The organism is Citrobacter sp. MGH105 (genome assembly GCF_001037485.2).
GTDB classification, from domain to species: Bacteria; Pseudomonadota; Gammaproteobacteria; order Enterobacterales; family Enterobacteriaceae; genus Citrobacter; species Citrobacter portucalensis.
Window position 1 is genome coordinate 4947869 of the sequence record NZ_CP073048.1, and the last position, 20374, is coordinate 4968242.

Below are 20374 nucleotides of genomic sequence, written 5' to 3' on the forward strand. Positions count from 1 at the left end.
CTCCTGGGCATGTCGATGTAATCTGTAATCAAACTGAATCTTGTGTCTGTCTCTTCGCCAAAACATCTTCGGCGTTGTAAGGTTAAGCCTCACGGTTCATTAGTATCGGTTAGCTCAATGTATCGCTACACTTACACACCCGACCTATCAACGTCGTCGTCTTCAACGTTCCTTCAGGACCCTTAAAGGGTCAGGGAGAACTCATCTCGGGGCAAGTTTCGTGCTTAGATGCTTTCAGCACTTATCTCTTCCGCATTTAGCTACCGGGCAATGCCATTGGCATGACAACCCGAACACCAGTGATGCGTCCACTCCGGTCCTCTCGTACTAGGAGCAGCCCCCCTCAATTCTCCAGCGCCCACGGCAGATAGGGACCGAACTGTCTCACGACGTTCTAAACCCAGCTCGCGTACCACTTTAAATGGCGAACAGCCATACCCTTGGGACCTACTTCAGCCCCAGGATGTGATGAGCCGACATCGAGGTGCCAAACACCGCCGTCGATATGAACTCTTGGGCGGTATCAGCCTGTTATCCCCGGAGTACCTTTTATCCGTTGAGCGATGGCCCTTCCATTCAGAACCACCGGATCACTAAGACCTGCTTTCGCACCTGCTCGAGCCGTCACTCTCGCAGTCAAGCTAGCTTATGCCTTTGCACTAACCTCCTGATGTCCGACCAGGATTAGCTAACCTTCGTGCTCCTCCGTTACTCTTTAGGAGGAGACCGCCCCAGTCAAACTACCCACCAGACACTGTCCGCAACCCGGATTACGGGTCTACGTTAGAACACCAGCCATTAAAGGGTGGTATTTCAAGGATGGCTCCATGCAGACTGGCGTCCACACTTCAAAGCCTCCCACCTATCCTACACATCAAGGACCAGTGTTCAGTGTCAAGCTATAGTAAAGGTTCACGGGGTCTTTCCGTCTTGCCGCGGGTACACTGCATCTTCACAGCGAGTTCAATTTCACTGAGTCTCGGGTGGAGACAGCCTGGCCATCATTACGCCATTCGTGCAGGTCGGAACTTACCCGACAAGGAATTTCGCTACCTTAGGACCGTTATAGTTACGGCCGCCGTTTACCGGGGCTTCGATCAAGAGCTTCTCCTTACGGATAACCCCATCAATTAACCTTCCGGCACCGGGCAGGCGTCACACCGTATACGTCCACTTTCGTGTTTGCACAGTGCTGTGTTTTTAATAAACAGTTGCAGCCAGCTGGTATCTTCGACTGATTTCAGCTCCATGAGTAAATCACTTCACCTACATATCAGCGTGCCTTCTCCCGAAGTTACGGCACCATTTTGCCTAGTTCCTTCACCCGAGTTCTCTCAAGCGCCTTGGTATTCTCTACCTGACCACCTGTGTCGGTTTGGGGTACGATTTCGTGTTACCTGATGCTTAGAGGCTTTTCCTGGAAGCAGGGCATTTGTTACTTCAGCACCGTAGTGCCTCGTCATCACACCTCAGCGTTAAAAGGTACCGGATTTACCTGGAACCTCCGCCTACATGCTTAAACCGGGACAACCGTCGCCCGGCTAACATAGCCTTCTCCGTCCCCCCTTCGCAGTAACACCAAGTACAGGAATATTAACCTGTTTCCCATCGACTACGCCTTTCGGCCTCGCCTTAGGGGTCGACTCACCCTGCCCCGATTAACGTTGGACAGGAACCCTTGGTCTTCCGGCGTGCGGGTTTTTCACCCGCATTATCGTTACTTATGTCAGCATTCGCACTTCTGATACCTCCAGCATACCTCACGATACACCTTCAACGGCTTACAGAACGCTCCCCTACCCAACAACACATAGTGTCGCTGCCGCAGCTTCGGTGCATGGTTTAGCCCCGTTACATCTTCCGCGCAGGCCGACTCGACCAGTGAGCTATTACGCTTTCTTTAAATGATGGCTGCTTCTAAGCCAACATCCTGGCTGTCTGTGCCTTCCCACATCGTTTCCCACTTAACCATGACTTTGGGACCTTAGCTGGCGGTCTGGGTTGTTTCCCTCTTCACGACGGACGTTAGCACCCGCCGTGTGTCTCCCGTGATAACATTCTTCGGTATTCGCAGTTTGCATCGGGTTGGTAAGTCGGGATGACCCCCTAGCCGAAACAGTGCTCTACCCCCGAAGATGAATTCACGAGGCGCTACCTAAATAGCTTTCGGGGAGAACCAGCTATCTCCCGGTTTGATTGGCCTTTCACCCCCAGCCACAAGTCATCCGCTAATTTTTCAACATTAGTCGGTTCGGTCCTCCAGTTAGTGTTACCCAACCTTCAACCTGCCCATGGCTAGATCACCGGGTTTCGGGTCTATACCCTGCAACTTAACGCCCAGTTAAGACTCGGTTTCCCTTCGGCTCCCCTATTCGGTTAACCTTGCTACAGAATATAAGTCGCTGACCCATTATACAAAAGGTACGCAGTCACACCCCAAAGGGTGCTCCCACTGCTTGTACGTACACGGTTTCAGGTTCTTTTTCACTCCCCTCGCCGGGGTTCTTTTCGCCTTTCCCTCACGGTACTGGTTCACTATCGGTCAGTCAGGAGTATTTAGCCTTGGAGGATGGTCCCCCCATATTCAGACAGGATACCACGTGTCCCGCCCTACTCTTCGAGTTCACAACACATGCACTTTTGTGTACGGGACTTTCACCCTGTATCGTGCGACTTTCCAGACGCTTCCACTAACACACATGCTGATTCAGACTCTGGGCTGCTCCCCGTTCGCTCGCCGCTACTGGGGGAATCTCGGTTGATTTCTTTTCCTCGGGGTACTTAGATGTTTCAGTTCCCCCGGTTCGCTTCATTACGCTATGTATTCACATAATGATAGTGTGTCAAAACACACTGGGTTTCCCCATTCGGAAATCGCCGGTTATAACGGTTCATATCACCTTACCGACGCTTATCGCAGATTAGCACGTCCTTCATCGCCTCTGACTGCCAGGGCATCCACCGTGTACGCTTAGTCGCTTAACCTCACAACCCGAAGATGTTTCTTTCGATTCATCATCGACTTGCAAAAATTTGAGAGACTCGAACACACCATTTTCCATTTCTTATTACGGAGAAATGAAACAGTGTGTCGTTTCAATTTTCAGCTTGATCCAGATTTTTAAAGAGCAAAACTTCGCAGTGAACCTTTTCAGGTACACTCTGAAGTTTTCTTGTGTTTTTGCAGTAAGGGATGGTGGAGCTATGCGGGATCGAACCGCAGACCTCCTGCGTGCAAGGCAGGCGCTCTCCCAGCTGAGCTATAGCCCCATCGTAGTTATCTCATTCACCTTAATTCTTGCTGAGACAGGGCGTGGAGCGGCGAAGCATACTGAAGTATGCGAGTCGTTTCACAACGCGGTATCAGAAAGAATTTGGTAGGCCTGAGTGGACTTGAACCACCGACCTCACCCTTATCAGGGGTGCGCTCTAACCACCTGAGCTACAAGCCTGCAGAGATTTTCTTACTGCTAATTTTCATCAGACAATCTGTGTGAGCACTACAAAGAACGTTTCTTTAAGGTAAGGAGGTGATCCAACCGCAGGTTCCCCTACGGTTACCTTGTTACGACTTCACCCCAGTCATGAATCACAAAGTGGTAAGCGCCCTCCCGAAGGTTAAGCTACCTACTTCTTTTGCAACCCACTCCCATGGTGTGACGGGCGGTGTGTACAAGGCCCGGGAACGTATTCACCGTGGCATTCTGATCCACGATTACTAGCGATTCCGACTTCATGGAGTCGAGTTGCAGACTCCAATCCGGACTACGACATACTTTATGAGGTCCGCTTGCTCTCGCGAGGTCGCTTCTCTTTGTATATGCCATTGTAGCACGTGTGTAGCCCTACTCGTAAGGGCCATGATGACTTGACGTCATCCCCACCTTCCTCCAGTTTATCACTGGCAGTCTCCTTTGAGTTCCCGACCGAATCGCTGGCAACAAAGGATAAGGGTTGCGCTCGTTGCGGGACTTAACCCAACATTTCACAACACGAGCTGACGACAGCCATGCAGCACCTGTCTCACGGTTCCCGAAGGCACTAAAGCATCTCTGCTAAATTCCGTGGATGTCAAGAGTAGGTAAGGTTCTTCGCGTTGCATCGAATTAAACCACATGCTCCACCGCTTGTGCGGGCCCCCGTCAATTCATTTGAGTTTTAACCTTGCGGCCGTACTCCCCAGGCGGTCGACTTAACGCGTTAGCTCCGGAAGCCACGCCTCAAGGGCACAACCTCCAAGTCGACATCGTTTACGGCGTGGACTACCAGGGTATCTAATCCTGTTTGCTCCCCACGCTTTCGCACCTGAGCGTCAGTCTTTGTCCAGGGGGCCGCCTTCGCCACCGGTATTCCTCCAGATCTCTACGCATTTCACCGCTACACCTGGAATTCTACCCCCCTCTACAAGACTCTAGCCTGCCAGTTTCGGATGCAGTTCCCAGGTTGAGCCCGGGGATTTCACATCCGACTTGACAGACCGCCTGCGTGCGCTTTACGCCCAGTAATTCCGATTAACGCTTGCACCCTCCGTATTACCGCGGCTGCTGGCACGGAGTTAGCCGGTGCTTCTTCTGCGAGTAACGTCAATCGCTGCGGTTATTAACCACAACGCCTTCCTCCTCGCTGAAAGTACTTTACAACCCGAAGGCCTTCTTCATACACGCGGCATGGCTGCATCAGGCTTGCGCCCATTGTGCAATATTCCCCACTGCTGCCTCCCGTAGGAGTCTGGACCGTGTCTCAGTTCCAGTGTGGCTGGTCATCCTCTCAGACCAGCTAGGGATCGTCGCCTAGGTGAGCCGTTACCCCACCTACTAGCTAATCCCATCTGGGCACATCCGATGGCAAGAGGCCCGAAGGTCCCCCTCTTTGGTCTTGCGACGTTATGCGGTATTAGCTACCGTTTCCAGTAGTTATCCCCCTCCATCGGGCAGTTTCCCAGACATTACTCACCCGTCCGCCACTCGTCACCCAAGGAGCAAGCTCCTCTGTGCTACCGTTCGACTTGCATGTGTTAGGCCTGCCGCCAGCGTTCAATCTGAGCCATGATCAAACTCTTCAATTTAAAAGTTTGATGCTCAATGAATTAAACTTCGTAATGAATTACGTGTTCACTCGTTGAGACTTGGTATTCATTTTTCGTCTTGCGACGTTAAGAATCCGTATCTTCGAGTGCCCACACAGATTGTCTGATAAATTGTTAAAGAGCAGTGCCGCTTCGCTTTTTCTCAGCGGCGCGGGGTGTGCATATTACGCCATCCCGCTACGAAGTCAAGCATTTAATTTCGCTTTCTTCGCCGAAGTTCTCAGTGGAACCCCGCTGACCCGGCGGCTTGTAATCCGTTGTTCCGTGTCAGTGGAGGCGCATTATAGGGAGTTATTTCAGGCTGACAAGGGGAAATTTAAAATAATCTTCCGAGTGCGTATTTTTTATTCTTTGCGCTTATTTTAACAACGCTTTGTTGGTTAATTGGGCTATTTCTCGCGCGAATCTCGCAACCTGTTCCCAATCGGTATACACCACTTCTTTATTCGTATCCGTTTCACCGCCTGACATCTTCATTATCAGTTGGATCATAACGCGGTCATACCAGCGATAGCGTGGATACAGCAAAGCACCCGCAATGACTGCGCTGTGGTCTGGTCGCCACGGCGAACTCATCAAGAACTTACGCGCATAGCTGTTGGTTTGCGGCGTACGTTTCTCCGGTTTACGGGCAACCAGGTTTACGGAGTAGAACGCGCTCGGCATCGAATTCAGCCGTGTGGCATGCTTTTTCACAAACTCCTGAAAAGCAGCATGGTAATGACCGTAGCGAATCGAGGCGCCAATTACCACGCTGTCATAATTTTGCCAGTCCGGCTCCGCGGTACGATGCAAATTAACAACATCTGCCCAAACGCCCAGCTCTTTGAGTTCAGAAGCCAGATACTCAGCGATTTCACGCGTTTGTCCGTCCCGGGAAGAAAAAAGAATCAGTGTTTTCACGTGTTACTCCATTATTCACGCCAGAAGGTAGGGGTAAAGAGCACCAGCAGAGTAAAGACCTCCAGACGACCAAACAGCATATTGGCAATCAGGATCCACTTCGCCACAGGGTTCATACTGGCAAAGTTGTCGGCGACAACCCCCAGTCCTGGCCCCAGGTTATTCAACGTTGCCACAACAGAGGCAAACGCGGAGAAGTCATCAACACCGGTCGCAATAATCGCCAGCATACTGATAATAAAGACCAGCGCATAGGCAGAGAAGAATCCCCATACGGCTTCAAGAATTCGCTCCGGCAACGCACGGTTACCCAGTTTGATACTGTAAACCGCATTCGGATGGACCAGTCGTTTCAATTCGCGGTTACCCTGCTTAAACAGCAGCAGGATACGAATCACCTTCAAGCCACCGCCCGTCGACCCGGCACAGCCGCCGATAAAAGCAGAACACAGCAAAAGCACTGGCAGAAACAGCGGCCAGCGGGCAATACTGTCCGTGGTAAATCCGGCTGTCGTCGCCATCGATACCACCTGGAAAAAGGCCTGGTTGATCGTCGTGAGCGCCGAGCCATAGGTATTGTGTATCCATAGCACCAGCGTACAGACTGCCACCAGCGTCAGCTGCACGCCGATAAACATGCGGAATTCCGGATCCCGCCAGTAGACCTTCAGACTACGCCCACTTAATAAAGAGAAGTGCAGACCATAGTTACAACCGGAGATCAGCAAGAAGATAGCAATGATGGTGTTAATCGTGGGACTGTCGAAATACCCCACGCTGGCATCGTGTGTGGAAAAACCACCGATGGCGATTGTGGCAAAACTGTGCCCTATGGCGTCAAACGCGGGCATCCCGGCAAACCATAGCGCCAGCGCGCACGCCACCGTCAGTAATACATAGATTAGCCACAGCGTTTTCGCCGTTTCGGCAATACGCGGGCGCATTTTATTATCTTTCAGCGGCCCCGGCATTTCTGCACGATAGAGCTGCATCCCACCAACACCAAGAATAGGTAGGATAGCCACCGCCAGCACGATGATCCCCATCCCGCCGAACCATTGCAGCATCTGGCGATAAAAGAGAATCGCGTGTGGCAATGAATCCAGCCCCACCAGCGTCGTCGCACCTGTAGTGGTTAATCCGGAAAAGGATTCAAAAAAAGCGTCGGTTATCGTTAGGTTAGGGCTTTCTGCAAAGATGAACGGTAGCGCACCCACACTGCCCAGAACGGTCCAGAACAAAACGACAATCAGAAATCCTTCACGCGATTTCAGCTCACCCTTCTCTTTACGGTTTGGCCACCACAGCATGGAGCCGATCGCCAGAGCAACGAAGAAAGTTTGGGTGAATGCACGCCCAGCCCCATCGCGGTAGATGAGCGCTACCAGTCCGGGGATAATCATTGTCCCCGAGAATAAGATGACCAGTAGTCCAACGATTCGGGTGATGGCGCGAAAATGCATCTCTGCCGCTTCCTTAGTTCTTTAAAATGAGGTGGGGATTATTCTTCAATCGCTAACAATTGCAATGAACCACGACTAAAATCCGCCAGTTTTGCCGAAAACTCATCCACTTTGGCAAAAGGAAGCGCCACCCTGAGCCGAACAAAAGCCTGGTAATCACTGGCAACGACTTTACCGTCAAACTGCCCCAGCAAGGCTTCAATGCCTGCCAGCTGACCGTACTCACACTGCAAAGTATATTCGGTTAATGGCGTCTTGCGCTGTGTCGTTAACTGGCGCAACGCCTGATTCACACCGCCACCGTAGGCTTTTACCAACCCTCCAGTACCGAGAAGGATACCGCCGTAGTAGCGCACGACTACAGCGGTAATCTCACCGACGCCGCTCCCCATCAGCTGCGCGAGCATCGGTTTACCTGCCGTACCCGCCGGTTCGCCATCGTCTGAAAATCCCAGCTGCTGCGAGTCATTGGGCGCACCCGCCACCCACGCCACACAATGGTGTCGGGCGTCCGGGTGTTCCGCTTTGACTGACTCAACAAACGCTTTTGCCGCTTCTACGCCGTCCGTATGGGCGAGCAGCGTAATGAAGCGGCTTTTTTTGATCTCTTCGACGACGCTAACCGGCGCCGCAGGGATTAACCAACTGTCCATTACGCCAGTTTCAAATCCCGCGTCATGTTTTCGATATTGTTTTCGTGGACCACCACGTTGTCTTCAATACGAATACCGCCGAACGGTTTCAGTGCTTCAATTTTCTGCCAGTTGAAGTGCTTGCTGAACTGCCCTTCACGCCACGGCGCCAGCAGAGATTCAATGAAGTAAATGCCCGGTTCGATGGTCAGAACCATGCCCGGTTGCAGTACGCGGGTGCAACGCAGGTAAGGATATTTCGACGGTGCGGCCAGATGAGTACCGCTGTCGTCCTGCATAAAGCCAGCGACATCATGTACCTGCAGACCCAGCGGGTGACCGATACCGTGCGGCATAAACGGCCCGGTAAGATCGTTTTCCACCATCGCCTCTTCACTCATATCGGTGATGATTTGATGCTTACGCAGCAGCTTCGCGATGCGCTGATGGAACTGAATGTGATAATCCACGTAGCTGGTGCCTGCTTTCATGGTGGCAATCAGCGCCAGCTCTTCGTCGTTAACGTCTTTCACCAGATGCTCATAGTCATTGTCGCTTTTCGCCGACCAGGTACGCGTCAGATCTGCCGCATAACCGTTGTATTCCGCACCAGCATCGAGCAGGAAGCTGCGGATTTCAGACGGTGCCTGATGATCCAGCTTGGTGTAATGAAGAACCGAAGCATGCTCGTTAAGCGCCACGATGTTGCTATATGGCACGTCTGTGTCGCGGTGACCGGTGGCAGTCAGGTAAGCGAGGTTGATGTCAAACTCGCTCATTCCGGAACGGAACGCTTCTTCTGCGGCACGGTGTCCATTTACCGCCATTTTCTGCGCTTCGCGCATACAGGCCAGTTCGTAATCCGTTTTATAGGCGCGGTAATAATGCAGGTAGTCGATCACCCCTTTCGGGTTGATGTTGCTGGCCGCGATGTCCAGTTGCAGCGCACGTTCCGGAACCGGGCCGATGTAACCGATATTGCCGCGAGCAGCAGGCAGTTGGCTACCGATACCATCCGCTTTCGGCAGCGCGATGATCTCGATTTCTTCCGTCCAGAAAGAGGTTGGTAGCGGCTCAACGTTGTGCCAGTAATCGACCGGCAGGTAGAACCACAGTTTCGGCTTGTTTACGCCATCCACCAGCAACCAGCAGTTAGGAACCTGTGTTACAGGCACCCAGGCTTTAAATTGTGGATTGACCTTAAACGGATATGGATGATCGTCGAGAAAGACGTTAACAAGTTCGCCAGAGTGAATAAGTAACGCATCCAGTTTGAAGCGTTCCAGCGCGTCGCGCGTCCGTTCCTGTAAGGTAACGATATGATTTTTATAGAGTGCGGCCAGCGATTCCATTTTCTATCCTTCTGTTTTTTGACCTCAAGTCTCCGCATCTTAGCACATCGCTTTGTGAGTGCGTGATTTCTGCCGAGCGTGATCGAATCGTCATTTCTTTAATCATTTATTTGCATTTTATTAACATAAAACACACACTTCGATTCATCTGGTATGACCAGATCACCTTGCGGATTCAGGAGACTGACATGCTTTACAAAGGCGACACCCTGTACCTCGACTGGCTGGAAGATGGCATCGCCGAACTGGTGTTCGATGCCCCTGGTTCGGTCAATAAACTCGACACGGCCACCGTTGCCAGCCTGGGCCATGCGCTTGATGTGCTGGAAAAACAACCGAATTTAAAAGGACTGCTGCTGCGTTCTAACAAAGCAGCCTTTATTGTTGGTGCCGATATCACCGAATTCCTTTCACTGTTCCTCGTGCCTGAAGAACAACTGAGCCAGTGGCTGCATTTTGCCAACAGCGTCTTTAATCGCCTCGAAGATCTGCCTGTTCCGACCCTCTCCGCGGTAAACGGCTACGCGCTGGGTGGCGGCTGCGAGTGTGTTCTGGCAACCGATTATCGTCTGGCAACGCCGGACCTGCGCATTGGCCTGCCGGAAACCAAGCTGGGCATTATGCCGGGCTTTGGCGGCTCTGTGCGTATGCCACGTATGCTGGGTGCGGACAGCGCGCTGGAAATTATTGCGGCAGGTAAGGATGTTGGTGCTGAGCAGGCGCTAAAAATCGGCCTGGTCGATGGCGTAGTGAAGCAAGACAAACTGCTTGATGGCGCGATAGCGGTATTACGTCAGGCGATTAACGGCGACCTCGACTGGAAGGCCAAACGTCAGCCGAAGCTGGAGCCGTTGAAACTCAGCAAAATTGAAGCGGCTATGAGCTTTACCATCGCTAAAGGCATGGTGGCACAGACGGCAGGGAAGCATTATCCCGCGCCGATTACCGCGGTAAAAACCATTGAAGCAGCGGCCCGTTTTGGCCGTGAAGAAGCGCTGAATCTGGAAAATAAAAGCTTTGTTCCACTGGCGCACACCAGTGAAGCTCGCGCGCTGGTTGGGATCTTCCTTAACGATCAGTTCGTCAAAGCCAAAGCCAAAAAACTCACCAAAAATATTGAAGCACCGAAGCAAGCTGCGGTGCTGGGCGCGGGCATTATGGGCGGCGGCATCGCTTACCAGTCAGCCTGGAAAGGCGTGCCGGTTGTCATGAAAGATATCAATGACAAATCATTAACGCTGGGCATGACCGAAGCGGCCAAGCTGCTGAACAAACAGCTTGAGCGCGGCAAAATTGACGGTCTGAAAATGGCGGGCGTGATTTCCACTATTCATCCAACCCTCGACTATAGCGGTTTTGAGCGTGTGGACGTGGTGGTTGAAGCTGTCGTGGAAAACCCGAAAGTGAAAAAAGCGGTACTGGCAGAAACCGAAGATCAGGTACGCCCGGACACCGTACTGGCTTCAAATACCTCCACCATCCCAATCAACGAGCTGGCCAGCGCGCTCAAGCGCCCGGAAAACTTCTGTGGGATGCACTTCTTTAACCCAGTACACCGCATGCCACTGGTTGAGATCATTCGCGGCGAGAAAAGCTCGGATGAAACCATCGCCAAAGTTGTCGCCTGGGCAAGCCAGATGGGCAAAACCCCAATTGTGGTCAACGACTGCCCCGGTTTCTTCGTGAACCGCGTGCTGTTCCCGTATTTTGCCGGTTTCAGCCAGCTGCTGCGCGATGGGGCGGATTTCCGCAAAGTCGACAAAGTCATGGAAAAACAGTTTGGCTGGCCGATGGGCCCGGCCTATCTGCTGGACGTGGTGGGAATTGATACCGCACATCACGCGCAGGCAGTGATGTCCGCAGGCTTCCCTCAGCGTATGCAGAAAGATTATCGCGACGCGATAGACGCCCTGTTTGATGCGAACCGTTTCGGACAGAAAAACGGTCTTGGATTCTGGCGTTATAAAGAAGACAACAAGGGCAAGTCGAAGAAAGAAGAGGATGCCACCGTTGACGATCTGCTGGCAGAAGTCAGCCAGCCGAAACGCGACTTCAGTGATGAAGAGATTATCGCTCGCATGATGATCCCAATGGTCAACGAAGTGGTGCGTTGTCTGGAAGAAGGCATTATCGCCAGCCCGGAAGAAGCCGATATGGCGCTGGTTTATGGCCTGGGCTTCCCTCCGTTCCATGGTGGCGCGTTCCGCTGGTTGGATACGCTCGGCAGCGCGAAGTATCTCGATATGGCCCAGCAGTATCAGCACCTCGGAGCACTGTATGAAGTTCCGGCTGGTCTGCGTGATAAGGCGCGCCATAACGAACCGTATTATCCCCAGGTTGAGCCTGCCCGCCCGGTTGGCAGCCTGAAAACGGCTTAAGGAGTCACAATGGAACAGGTTGTAATTGTTGATGCGATCCGTACCCCGATGGGCCGTTCGAAAGGGGGCGCGTTTCGTAACGTGCGGGCAGAAGATCTCTCCGCACACTTAATGCGTAGCCTGCTGGCGCGAAATCCTGCGCTGGAGCCATCCGCGCTTGATGATATTTACTGGGGCTGTGTGCAGCAAACGCTGGAGCAGGGTTTCAACATCGCCCGTAACGCCGCGCTGCTGGCGGAAGTTCCGCACTCCGTTCCAGCCGTCACGGTCAACCGCCTGTGCGGTTCATCAATGCAGGCGCTGCACGACGCGGCACGCATGATCATGACCGGCGATGCTCAGGCGTGCTTGATTGGCGGCGTGGAGCATATGGGCCATGTACCAATGAGCCACGGCGTTGATTTCCATCCGGGCATGAGCCGCAACGTGGCAAAAGCCGCGGGAATGATGGGTCTGACTGCGGAAATGCTCTCTCGCATGCACGGCATCAGCCGTGAAATGCAGGATGCTTTCGCCGCACGTTCACATGCTCGCGCCTGGGCTGCAACACAGTCTGGCGCATTTAAAAACGAAATCATCCCGACCGGCGGCCATGATGCCGACGGCGTACTGAAGCAGTTTAACTACGATGAGGTTATCCGTCCGGAGACAACCGTTGAAGCGCTCTCCACCCTGCGCCCGGCGTTCGATCCGGTTAGCGGAACGGTCACTGCCGGTACCTCCTCCGCGCTCTCCGACGGCGCAGCGGCGATGCTGGTCATGAGCGAAAGCCGCGCCCGTGAGCTGGGTCTGACGCCGCGTGCCCGTATTCGTTCGATGGCTGTTGTTGGTTGCGACCCTTCAATTATGGGTTATGGTCCGGTTCCGGCCTCAAAACTGGCGCTGAAAAAAGCGGGACTCTCCACCAGCGATATCGGTTTGTTTGAGATGAACGAAGCCTTTGCCGCTCAGATCCTGCCGTGCATTAAAGATCTGGGGCTGATGGAGCAGATCGATGAGAAGATCAACCTCAACGGCGGGGCGATCGCTTTGGGCCATCCGTTGGGTTGCTCTGGGGCGCGTATCAGCACCACCCTGCTCAATCTGATGGAACGCAAAGACGTACAGTTTGGCCTGGCGACGATGTGTATCGGGTTAGGCCAGGGCATCGCAACGGTATTTGAGCGAGTTTAATCAAAGCATGTGACTTATTGTAGGCCGGGCAAGCGAAGCGCCCCCGGCGACTATGCCGGATGGCGACGCTGATGCGTCTTATCCGGCCTACAACACAAATGCCATTGTAAAACAATTTAGTTGCCGTTCTTCCCGCCTGTCAGGGGCGGGTTTTTTATTTCTCTGAACTACCACGTACCACTAACTGCACCGGCAACAGCAGATTCTCTTCCTGATTTTCTTCCAGCAATAAACGCAGCGCTTCACGCCCCAATTGTTGTTTATCAACCGCAATGGTGGTGAGTGGTGGATGTGACCAGGCCGCAGCATCGATATCATCAAACCCAACCAGCGCAAGATCTTCCGGGATACGTATACCCTGCTGCGCACACACCCGTTGAACAACCAGCGCTGCCGCATCGTTATAGGCAAAAATAGCGTCGGGCGGCTCTGGCAGACTGAGCAATTCATTCACCGCCTCCACCAAAGATTGCTCGGTATCCAGCAGCGGCGGCGCAATGGCTTCATACTCTGGCGGCATTAGCAAACGGGCCTCATACAATGCCTGACGGTAACCCTTCTCGCGCTGACGGATGCTGTAGTGCGCAAGCGTGCTGGCAAGAAAAGCAATACGGCTGCGACCTTGTGCAATCAAATGTTGTGTAGCCAGATAACCGCCCTGGGTGTTGTCCGGATTCACGCAAGGCAGGCCCGGCGCCCAGAGATCCACCAGCACCAACGGCAGCTTCATCTGTTGCAGCAAACCAAGTAATTCAGGCTCAAAAAATCCGGCACAGATCAGTGCATCAGGCTGGTGCAGCAGCACCTGCTCACTTACTGCATCGCCTGGGCCAATGGAGAGAAAGCTCAGCGCAATACCATGGTCACGACAATTATCTTCTATCCCCAGCAGCAGTTGAGAATAAAATGGCAATGCCCGGCTGATATTGTGCTGGCGGTGAAGCAAAAACAGGACGCGTTTGATCTTGTCAGTGCGCAGACGGGAAAAATCATAACCCTGCTGCTGCGCCACAGAAATAATGCGCAGCCGGGTGTCTTCACGCAGCCCCGGCTGCCCTTTTAGGGCGCGGGAAACTGCACCAACTGAAACACCACAAGCTTCGGCAATATCTCTGATACGTACAGGTTTCGTCATTTCACTCTCATTGATTCTACTATGGCTTGTTGCGCCCCCAGCCAGGCCGCGCCGCGTACGCCGCTGCTGTCGCCGTGACGGGCCCGAACTATCGGTGTGCGGCACTGCTTACCAAATACGTACTGCGCCACTCGCGCCTGTAAACCCGAATACAGTAAATCGATATTGGATACCCCGCCCCCCAACACAATGACATCGGGATCGAGCGTATTCACCACGCTTGCCAACGCACGCGCCAGTTGATCGCAATAGCGTTCCCATACAAAGCAGGCATCCGCATCACCCGATTCTACCTGTTGCATAATTTGTGGCACACCCACATGCTGCGCGGTGTGATTCATATACTGACGTTCCAGACCGCTACCGGAAATAAAACTTTCAATACAGTTCAACTGTCCGCAATAGCATGTCACTCCAGTCCCGTCCTGAGATTCGTGGTAGCGCGGCAATGCATTATGCCCCCACTCTCCTGCGCAGGCGTTAGGTCCAGAGATCAAGCGGTTATCGATGCATAGTCCACCGCCGCAACCGGTACCGAGGATCACGCCAAATACCACGCTATGCCCGTGTCCGCTACCGTCCATCGCTTCCGACAAGGTAAAGCAGTTGGCATCATTGGTAACCGGCACTGGCATTCCTGATGCTCGCTCAAGGTCTTGCGCAAAGGCCTGTTGATTCAGCACCAGGATGTTGGAGTTCTTAATTAACCCCTCGCTATCCACCGCACCGGGCACCCCAACGCCAACCGATAAAGGCTGATTAACGGCCAGTCTGGCCTTAGCAATCATCTCCGTCACGGCCTGGAAAAAATCACCGTAACTCTGCTTTGGTGTCGCGCATCGCTCGCGGTAAACAATTTCACCCGCGTTATCAATCACCACCGCTTCGATTTTAGTCCCGCCAATATCCAGTCCGAGTCTCATGGTCTTCCTCGTTTGCGCCTTGCAATTTGATTGCGTCTAGTTTGCCAATTTTGTTTACTAAACAAAAAGAGACCTGTCACAAAAGCTAAGTTTTGTGATTAATAGATAGGAAAAACATGTTTACTAAAAAACGTGGTGAAAAAGAGAAACAACGAGACCGGGCTTGCACCCTGTTAGAAGAAGTAAGGTTGGTGAGGAATGCGCCGGAAGGACTCCGGCGCACAGCGCTTAAATGAACGCGAAAGCGTCGCCAAACAGGCGATCTTCACGCGCACTGCGTTCATTACAGAACAGATCGCGCGCGATTTTGGCCATTTCGAAACGACCAGCGATGTAGATATCATGCTCCGCCAGGGTACCGTAATCCTGCAATACTGCCGTTAACACGGTTCCCGTACGACCACGCCAGCCGTCTTCAGGCTGTTCCACCACCGGCTCAACGCGCAGATTCGGGTGGTTCACAGACAGCGCTTCCAGCTCGGAGAGATCGTAGAGATGCTTCTCCTCGCGACCACCCCAGTAAATGGTGATATCGCGATTTGGATTACGCGCCAGCGCGGTAAGCAGAATAGAACGCACGTAAGAGAAACCTGTACCACCGGCAATCAGGATCAGCGGGCGCTCGTCTTCATCTCGCAGCCAGGCTTCGCCATGCGGAATGTCGACCTTGATTTCCCGGTCTTTCAGAATACGGTCCATCACAGCCATGGCGTAAAGATTTAGCTCAGAGGCGCCAACATGCAGCTCAATGAATCCTTGCTCGTCCGGCGTTGATGCCATGGAGAACGGACGCTTATCCCTTTCATCCATCACGACCATTAAATACTGGCCAGCACGAAAGGAAAATGCCGCGTCTGGCACTAAACGAACGCGATATACGGTGTCAGTGATAGCTTCTACCGAGGTCACTTTACAGCTTAAGGTTGTCATGCGCTCTCTCTGTCGGATCAATAGGCAAAACGATCGCGCCTCAGGCGCTTTTGCCGTCATTAAAGATGGCCAGTTCATCCCAAATTGCGTCAATGCGCGCAGTCACTTCAGGAACCTTTTTAATCGGACGTCCCCATTCGCGTTGGGTTTCGCCCGGCCATTTATTTGTGGCATCCAGCCCCATTTTTGAACCAAGGCCGGAAACCGGCGAGGCAAAGTCCAGGTAATCAATTGGCGTATTCTCTACCAGTACCGTATCCCGGGCCGGGTCCATACGGGTAGTAATTGCCCAAATCACATCATTCCAGTCGCGTGCGTTGACGTCATCATCGCAAACAATAACAAATTTGGTGTACATAAACTGACGCAAAAACGACCAAACGCCCATCATGACGCGTTTGGCATGACCAGCGTACTGTTTTTTCATCGTCACGACGGCCAGGCGATAAGAACAGCCTTCCGGAGGTAGATAAAAATCGACGATTTCCGGGAACTGCTTTTGCAGAATAGGCACGAAGACTTCGTTCAGCGCCACGCCGAGCACCGCGGGTTCATCTGGCGGGCGTCCGGTATAGGTAGAGTGATAAATTGCATCTTCACGCTGGGTAATGTGCGTGACGGTAAAGACCGGGAAGCTATCTACTTCGTTGTAGTAGCCGGTATGATCGCCATACGGCCCTTCCGGAGCCAGCTCGCCCGGTTCAATATACCCTTCCAGCACGATTTCAGCGCTGGCAGGCACTTCCAGGTCGTTGGAAATACATTTAACCACTTCGGTCTTGGTTCCGCGCAACAGCCCGGCAAATGCGTACTCGGATAATGTATCAGGGACCGGCGTCACGGCCCCCAGAATGGTCGCAGGATCTGCTCCTAACGCCACAGAAACCGGGAAGCGTTCACCCGGATGCGCTGCGCACCACTCCTGGTAATCAAGCGCGCCGCCGCGATGGGACAGCCAGCGCATAATGAGCTTGTTTTTGCCAATCAGCTGCTGACGATAGATGCCCAGATTCTGCCGCTCTTTATGCGGACCACGCGTTACGGTGAGCCCCCAGGTAATCAGCGGCGCGGCATCTTCCGGCCAGCAGGTCATAATCGGAATGCGGTTTAAATCAACGTCATCGCCCGAGTAGATTTTTTGCTGACAAGGCGCACCGCGCAACCGCTTAGTCGGCATGTTCAACACCTGCTTAAACTGCGGCAGCTTATCAAACAGATCGCGGAATCCTTTCGGTGGCTCTGGCTCTTTCAAAAACGCCAACAGTTTACCGACTTCTCGTAGCGCCGAGACATCTTCTTGTCCCATCCCCATCGCAACACGCTTTGGTGTGCCAAACAGGTTACACAGCACCGGCATTGAATAGCCTTTCGGATTCTCAAACAGTAACGCAGGCCCACCGGCACGCAGAGTGCGATCGGCAATTTCAGTAATTTCCAGATGGGGATCCACCTCAAGCGAAATGCGTTTGAGCTCACCCTGCTGTTCAAGCAGCGTCAGGAAGTCGCGTAAATCGTGATATTTCATGGCGTCCATTGTGGCCTCTTCGTAAGCGCTTCATTATACGGCGTTCATCATTGTGATGCTGTATTTTTGTTAAATTAGCGTGAACTCTGGCGATACATATAAGCCCCGGGCGTATATACCCATTGGGTTTCAGCCTGCGTTGAGGTGGGTATAATTAACTTAACGCATGGCTTTTGCTATGCTTGCGCTCAGAACAAGCGGATAAGAGTTATTATGCAATCCTGGTATTTACTGTACTGCAAACGTGGGCAACTTCAGAGAGCCCAGGAACACCTGGAAAGACAGGCGGTGAACTGTCTGACGCCTATGATCACCCTGGAAAAAATAGTGCGCGGTAAACGTACCACAGTCAGTGAACCACTATTCCCTAATTACATGTTTGTCGAGTTCGACCCGGAAGTGATCCACACCACCACTATCAATGCCACGCGTGGTGTCAGCCATTTCGTCCGTTTTGGCGCGACGCCTGCGACCGTCCCTTCTCCCGTTATTCACCAGCTTTCTATCTACAAGCCTGAAGGTATTGTGGACCCGCAAACTCCTCAGCCAGGGGACAGCGTGATTATTACTGAAGGGGCATTTGAGGGGCTAAAAGCGATCTTCACCGAACCGGATGGCGAAGCGCGTTCCATGCTACTGCTTAACCTGTTGAATAAAGAAGTTAAGCAGAGCGTGAAAAATACCGGTTTTCGAAAAATTTAAGCCGTTTAGAAGGTCACTTCGAACAACGTTCGGACGTTAGCATCAATGGTTGCTGACAGCCATTGAGGATCTTCTCCGCGCCAGTGGGCAATACGCTCAAGAATATGTGGCAGGTGCGCCGGTTCATTGCGCCGTGACGTCGGTTTAGGCGTTAAGTCGCGAGGAAGTAGGTAAGGCGCATCGGTTTCGATCAGTAGTCTTTCTACCGGAATAAACGGCAGCAGTTCCCGCAGTTCCATCCCACGGCGCTCATCACAGACCCAGCCGGTAATACCAATATAAAGCCCTCGGTCCACACAATCCTGCATCTCCTGCCGCGTTCCGGTAAAACAGTGCAGCACCGCGCCCGGGAGACTATCCAGCCACGGCTCCAGCAACGTCAGAAAACGCTCATGGGCATCCCGACAATGCATGAAAACCGGCATCTGCAGTTCAGCGGCAATGCGCAGTTGTGCCTCAAAAGCACGTTCCTGCTCCTGTGGCGTGGAGAAATTGCGATTGAAATCCAGACCGCACTCGCCAATAGCGACCACCTCAGACTGGTTTGCCAGCGCGATAATCTCGTCTTCCGTTGAGGATTGCCATTGGCTACTGTCATGCGGGTGCACGCCAGCCGTGGACCAGCAATGCGGATAATGTTGCGCCAACTTCAGCGCCTGCTGGCTTTCGTGCAGGTTTGTTCCGGTCAGAAGCATACCGTTTACGCCCGCAGCAAAGGCGCGCGCCACAACATCATCCCTGTCTTTCGCAAATTGTGAACTGGTTAAATTAACGCCAATATCAAACATGCTACCTCCCATATGACAACCGCCCTGACGGGCGGTTGAATTTACTCTTCTGTTTTCTCGGTGGCTTCGGCTTCTTTTGCTTCTTCAGCCTCGTTGTCCTCATCTCGCGTACGTCGCTTACCGACATAGAAACGAGAGAAGAAAACGCCCACTTCAAACAGGCAGTACATCGGTATCGCCAACAACGTTTGCGAGAAGACATCTGGCGGGGTCAGTAACATCCCGACGACGAATGCTCCCACCACAACGTAAGGTCGTTTCTTACGTAAATCTTCAGGTGTCGTAATGCCCATCCAGCATAGCAGCACAATGGCGACAGGGACCTCAAAAGAGACACCGAAAGCCATAAATAGCGCCATTACGAAGCTGAGATAGCTGGCAATGTCCGTCGATACCTGCACGCCTTGCGGAGCCGTGTTAGCCAGAAAACCAAACGCCAACGGGAAGACGACAAAATAGGCGAATGCCATGCCGATGTAGAACAACAACGAGCTGGAGACCAGCAGCGGCACAACCAGGCGACGTTCATGTTTGTACAAAGCAGGCGCAATAAATGCCCACACCTGGTAGAGGATCACTGGCGCTGACAGGATCAGCGACACCATGAAGGTTAACTTTATAGGGGTAAAGAACGGTGAGGCCACATCGGTGGCGATCATCGTTGCACCCTGCGGCATCTGTTTAATCAGCGGTGCCGCAACCATATGGTAAATGTCGTTGGCAAAGTAAACCAACGCCAGAAAGATCACGATAACCGCAATAATGCAGTTCAGGAGTCGCTTACGCAGCTCGATAAGATGCGTAATGAGCGGTTGGGTATCTTCTACAGCCATGTTTACGGTTTATCACTCGACGAGGGGGAGGATTCGACAACAGGTGCGGCAGCTTTCTTTTCTGCATCCATCAACGTGGCGGAAGTCTTTTCCGTCTGCTCTGGCGTTTTAGCACCCGTGGATTCCGGTTTTTGCTCCGGCGAACTGGCCTGGTTTTCAGCGGCAGCAGGGGTTACCCCTTCTCGCTGCGCTTCACCTTCTTTCACCACCGGATTATGGATAGTGTGCGCTTCATCGCTCGCTTTCTCAGGATCGTGCACGCTGTAAGAACGCTTCATCGATTCCGCCGCTTCACGCAGCTCATCCATTGACGCTTTCAGCTCCGGGGTCAGATTTGTCAGGCTCGCTTTCTCTACTTTCTTCAGGCTGTCCTGAAACTCCTGAAGCTTAAGCTCCTGGGTCAGTTCATTCTGAACAGTAGTTGCAAGGGAACGCAAAGCGCGAACCCAGCCAGCAACCGTTTTTACCGCTACAGGTAATCGTTGCGGCCCCAGAACAATGAGGCCGATCACGAACACCAATAACAGTTCGCTAAAACCGATATCAAACAC

14 protein-coding genes, 2 tRNA genes and 2 rRNA genes are annotated in these 20374 nt (G+C 52.8%); 3 read left to right on the forward strand and 15 right to left on the reverse strand.

Annotated features, from left to right (window positions below):
* Positions 1-78 precede the first annotated feature (78 nt).
* The 8 genes from SK35_RS23660 to pepQ all read right to left on the reverse strand — a co-directional run bounded on the left by SK35_RS23660 (position 79) and on the right by pepQ (position 9436).
* Positions 79-2985: ribosomal RNA gene (locus SK35_RS23660) — 23S ribosomal RNA — on the reverse strand.
* A gap of 209 nt (positions 2986-3194) precedes the next feature.
* Positions 3195-3270 (reverse strand) — tRNA-Ala (locus tag SK35_RS23665).
* 105 nt (positions 3271-3375) lie between these two features.
* Positions 3376-3452 (reverse strand) — tRNA-Ile (locus SK35_RS23670).
* Between the two features lie 71 nt (positions 3453-3523).
* A 16S ribosomal RNA gene (locus SK35_RS23675) occupies positions 3524-5065 on the reverse strand.
* The 16S and 23S rRNA genes sit together here with 2 tRNA genes alongside, the layout of an rRNA operon.
* Before the next feature lie 378 nt (positions 5066-5443).
* Positions 5444-5989 (reverse strand): menaquinone-dependent protoporphyrinogen IX dehydrogenase, encoded by a 546-nt coding sequence (gene hemG, locus SK35_RS23680; RefSeq protein WP_032945724.1) that lies wholly within the window; start codon positions 5987-5989, stop codon positions 5444-5446.
* An 11-nt stretch (positions 5990-6000) separates the two neighbouring features.
* Entirely contained in the window at positions 6001-7452 is a 1452-nt protein-coding gene (gene trkH / locus SK35_RS23685; RefSeq protein ID WP_003017848.1) for a Trk system potassium transporter TrkH, read from the reverse strand.
* Positions 7453-7490: 38 nt separating this feature from the next.
* Positions 7491-8105 (reverse strand): IMPACT family protein, encoded by a 615-nt coding sequence (locus SK35_RS23690; protein WP_003017851.1) that lies wholly within the window; start codon positions 8103-8105, stop codon positions 7491-7493.
* Positions 8105-9436: a Xaa-Pro dipeptidase gene (gene pepQ, locus SK35_RS23695; RefSeq protein WP_048215211.1), complete on the reverse strand. Its 1332-nt coding sequence runs from the start codon at positions 9434-9436 to the stop codon at positions 8105-8107. Before pepQ ends, SK35_RS23690 begins: the two co-directional genes overlap by 1 nt.
* Positions 9437-9624: 188 nt before the next feature.
* Between pepQ and fadB the strand changes: the two genes are divergently transcribed.
* Positions 9625-11814 carry a fatty acid oxidation complex subunit alpha FadB gene (fadB, locus tag SK35_RS23700; RefSeq protein ID WP_048215212.1) on the forward strand — a complete coding sequence of 730 codons (2190 nt, stop codon included), beginning with the start codon at positions 9625-9627 and terminating at the stop codon, positions 11812-11814.
* Between the two features lie 9 nt (positions 11815-11823).
* The gene (gene fadA / locus SK35_RS23705; protein WP_003828895.1) at positions 11824-12987 is read left to right on the forward strand and encodes an acetyl-CoA C-acyltransferase FadA; all 1164 of its coding nucleotides are present in this window, start codon (positions 11824-11826) and stop codon (positions 12985-12987) included.
* 154 nt (positions 12988-13141) lie between these two features.
* On the opposite strand, the gene SK35_RS23710 is transcribed toward fadA, so the two are convergent.
* The 4 genes from SK35_RS23710 to ubiD form a co-directional block, all read right to left on the reverse strand.
* Positions 13142-14122 (reverse strand): LacI family DNA-binding transcriptional regulator, encoded by a 981-nt coding sequence (locus SK35_RS23710; RefSeq protein ID WP_032945721.1) that lies wholly within the window; start codon positions 14120-14122, stop codon positions 13142-13144.
* Positions 14119-15045 (reverse strand): ROK family protein, encoded by a 927-nt coding sequence (locus SK35_RS23715; protein WP_048215213.1) that lies wholly within the window; start codon positions 15043-15045, stop codon positions 14119-14121. Before SK35_RS23715 ends, SK35_RS23710 begins: the two co-directional genes overlap by 4 nt.
* A 228-nt stretch (positions 15046-15273) precedes the next feature.
* Positions 15274-15975 carry an NAD(P)H-flavin reductase gene (gene fre, locus SK35_RS23720; protein ID WP_003828903.1) on the reverse strand — a complete coding sequence of 234 codons (702 nt, stop codon included), beginning with the start codon at positions 15973-15975 and terminating at the stop codon, positions 15274-15276.
* A gap of 40 nt (positions 15976-16015) precedes the next feature.
* Positions 16016-17509 carry a 4-hydroxy-3-polyprenylbenzoate decarboxylase gene (gene ubiD / locus SK35_RS23725; protein WP_048215214.1) on the reverse strand — a complete coding sequence of 498 codons (1494 nt, stop codon included), beginning with the start codon at positions 17507-17509 and terminating at the stop codon, positions 16016-16018.
* A 204-nt stretch (positions 17510-17713) separates the two neighbouring features.
* On the opposite strand from ubiD, the gene rfaH reads away from it, so the two are divergent.
* Positions 17714-18202, forward strand: coding sequence for a transcription/translation regulatory transformer protein RfaH (gene rfaH, locus SK35_RS23730; protein WP_003017881.1), 489 nt, complete (start codon positions 17714-17716; stop codon positions 18200-18202).
* A gap of 5 nt (positions 18203-18207) precedes the next feature.
* Here the strand turns inward: rfaH and tatD are convergent, their stop codons facing one another.
* Genes tatD through tatB form a run of 3 tightly spaced genes read right to left on the reverse strand, consistent with a single transcriptional unit; the run spans position 18208 to position 20374 of the window.
* The gene (gene tatD, locus SK35_RS23735; protein WP_032945714.1) at positions 18208-18990 is read right to left on the reverse strand and encodes a 3'-5' ssDNA/RNA exonuclease TatD; all 783 of its coding nucleotides are present in this window, start codon (positions 18988-18990) and stop codon (positions 18208-18210) included.
* Positions 18991-19031: 41 nt separating this feature from the next.
* Positions 19032-19823 carry a Sec-independent protein translocase subunit TatC gene (tatC, locus tag SK35_RS23740; RefSeq protein ID WP_003828911.1) on the reverse strand — a complete coding sequence of 264 codons (792 nt, stop codon included), beginning with the start codon at positions 19821-19823 and terminating at the stop codon, positions 19032-19034.
* A gap of 2 nt (positions 19824-19825) precedes the next feature.
* Positions 19826-20374 carry a Sec-independent protein translocase protein TatB gene (gene tatB / locus SK35_RS23745; protein ID WP_048215215.1) on the reverse strand — a complete coding sequence of 183 codons (549 nt, stop codon included), beginning with the start codon at positions 20372-20374 and terminating at the stop codon, positions 19826-19828.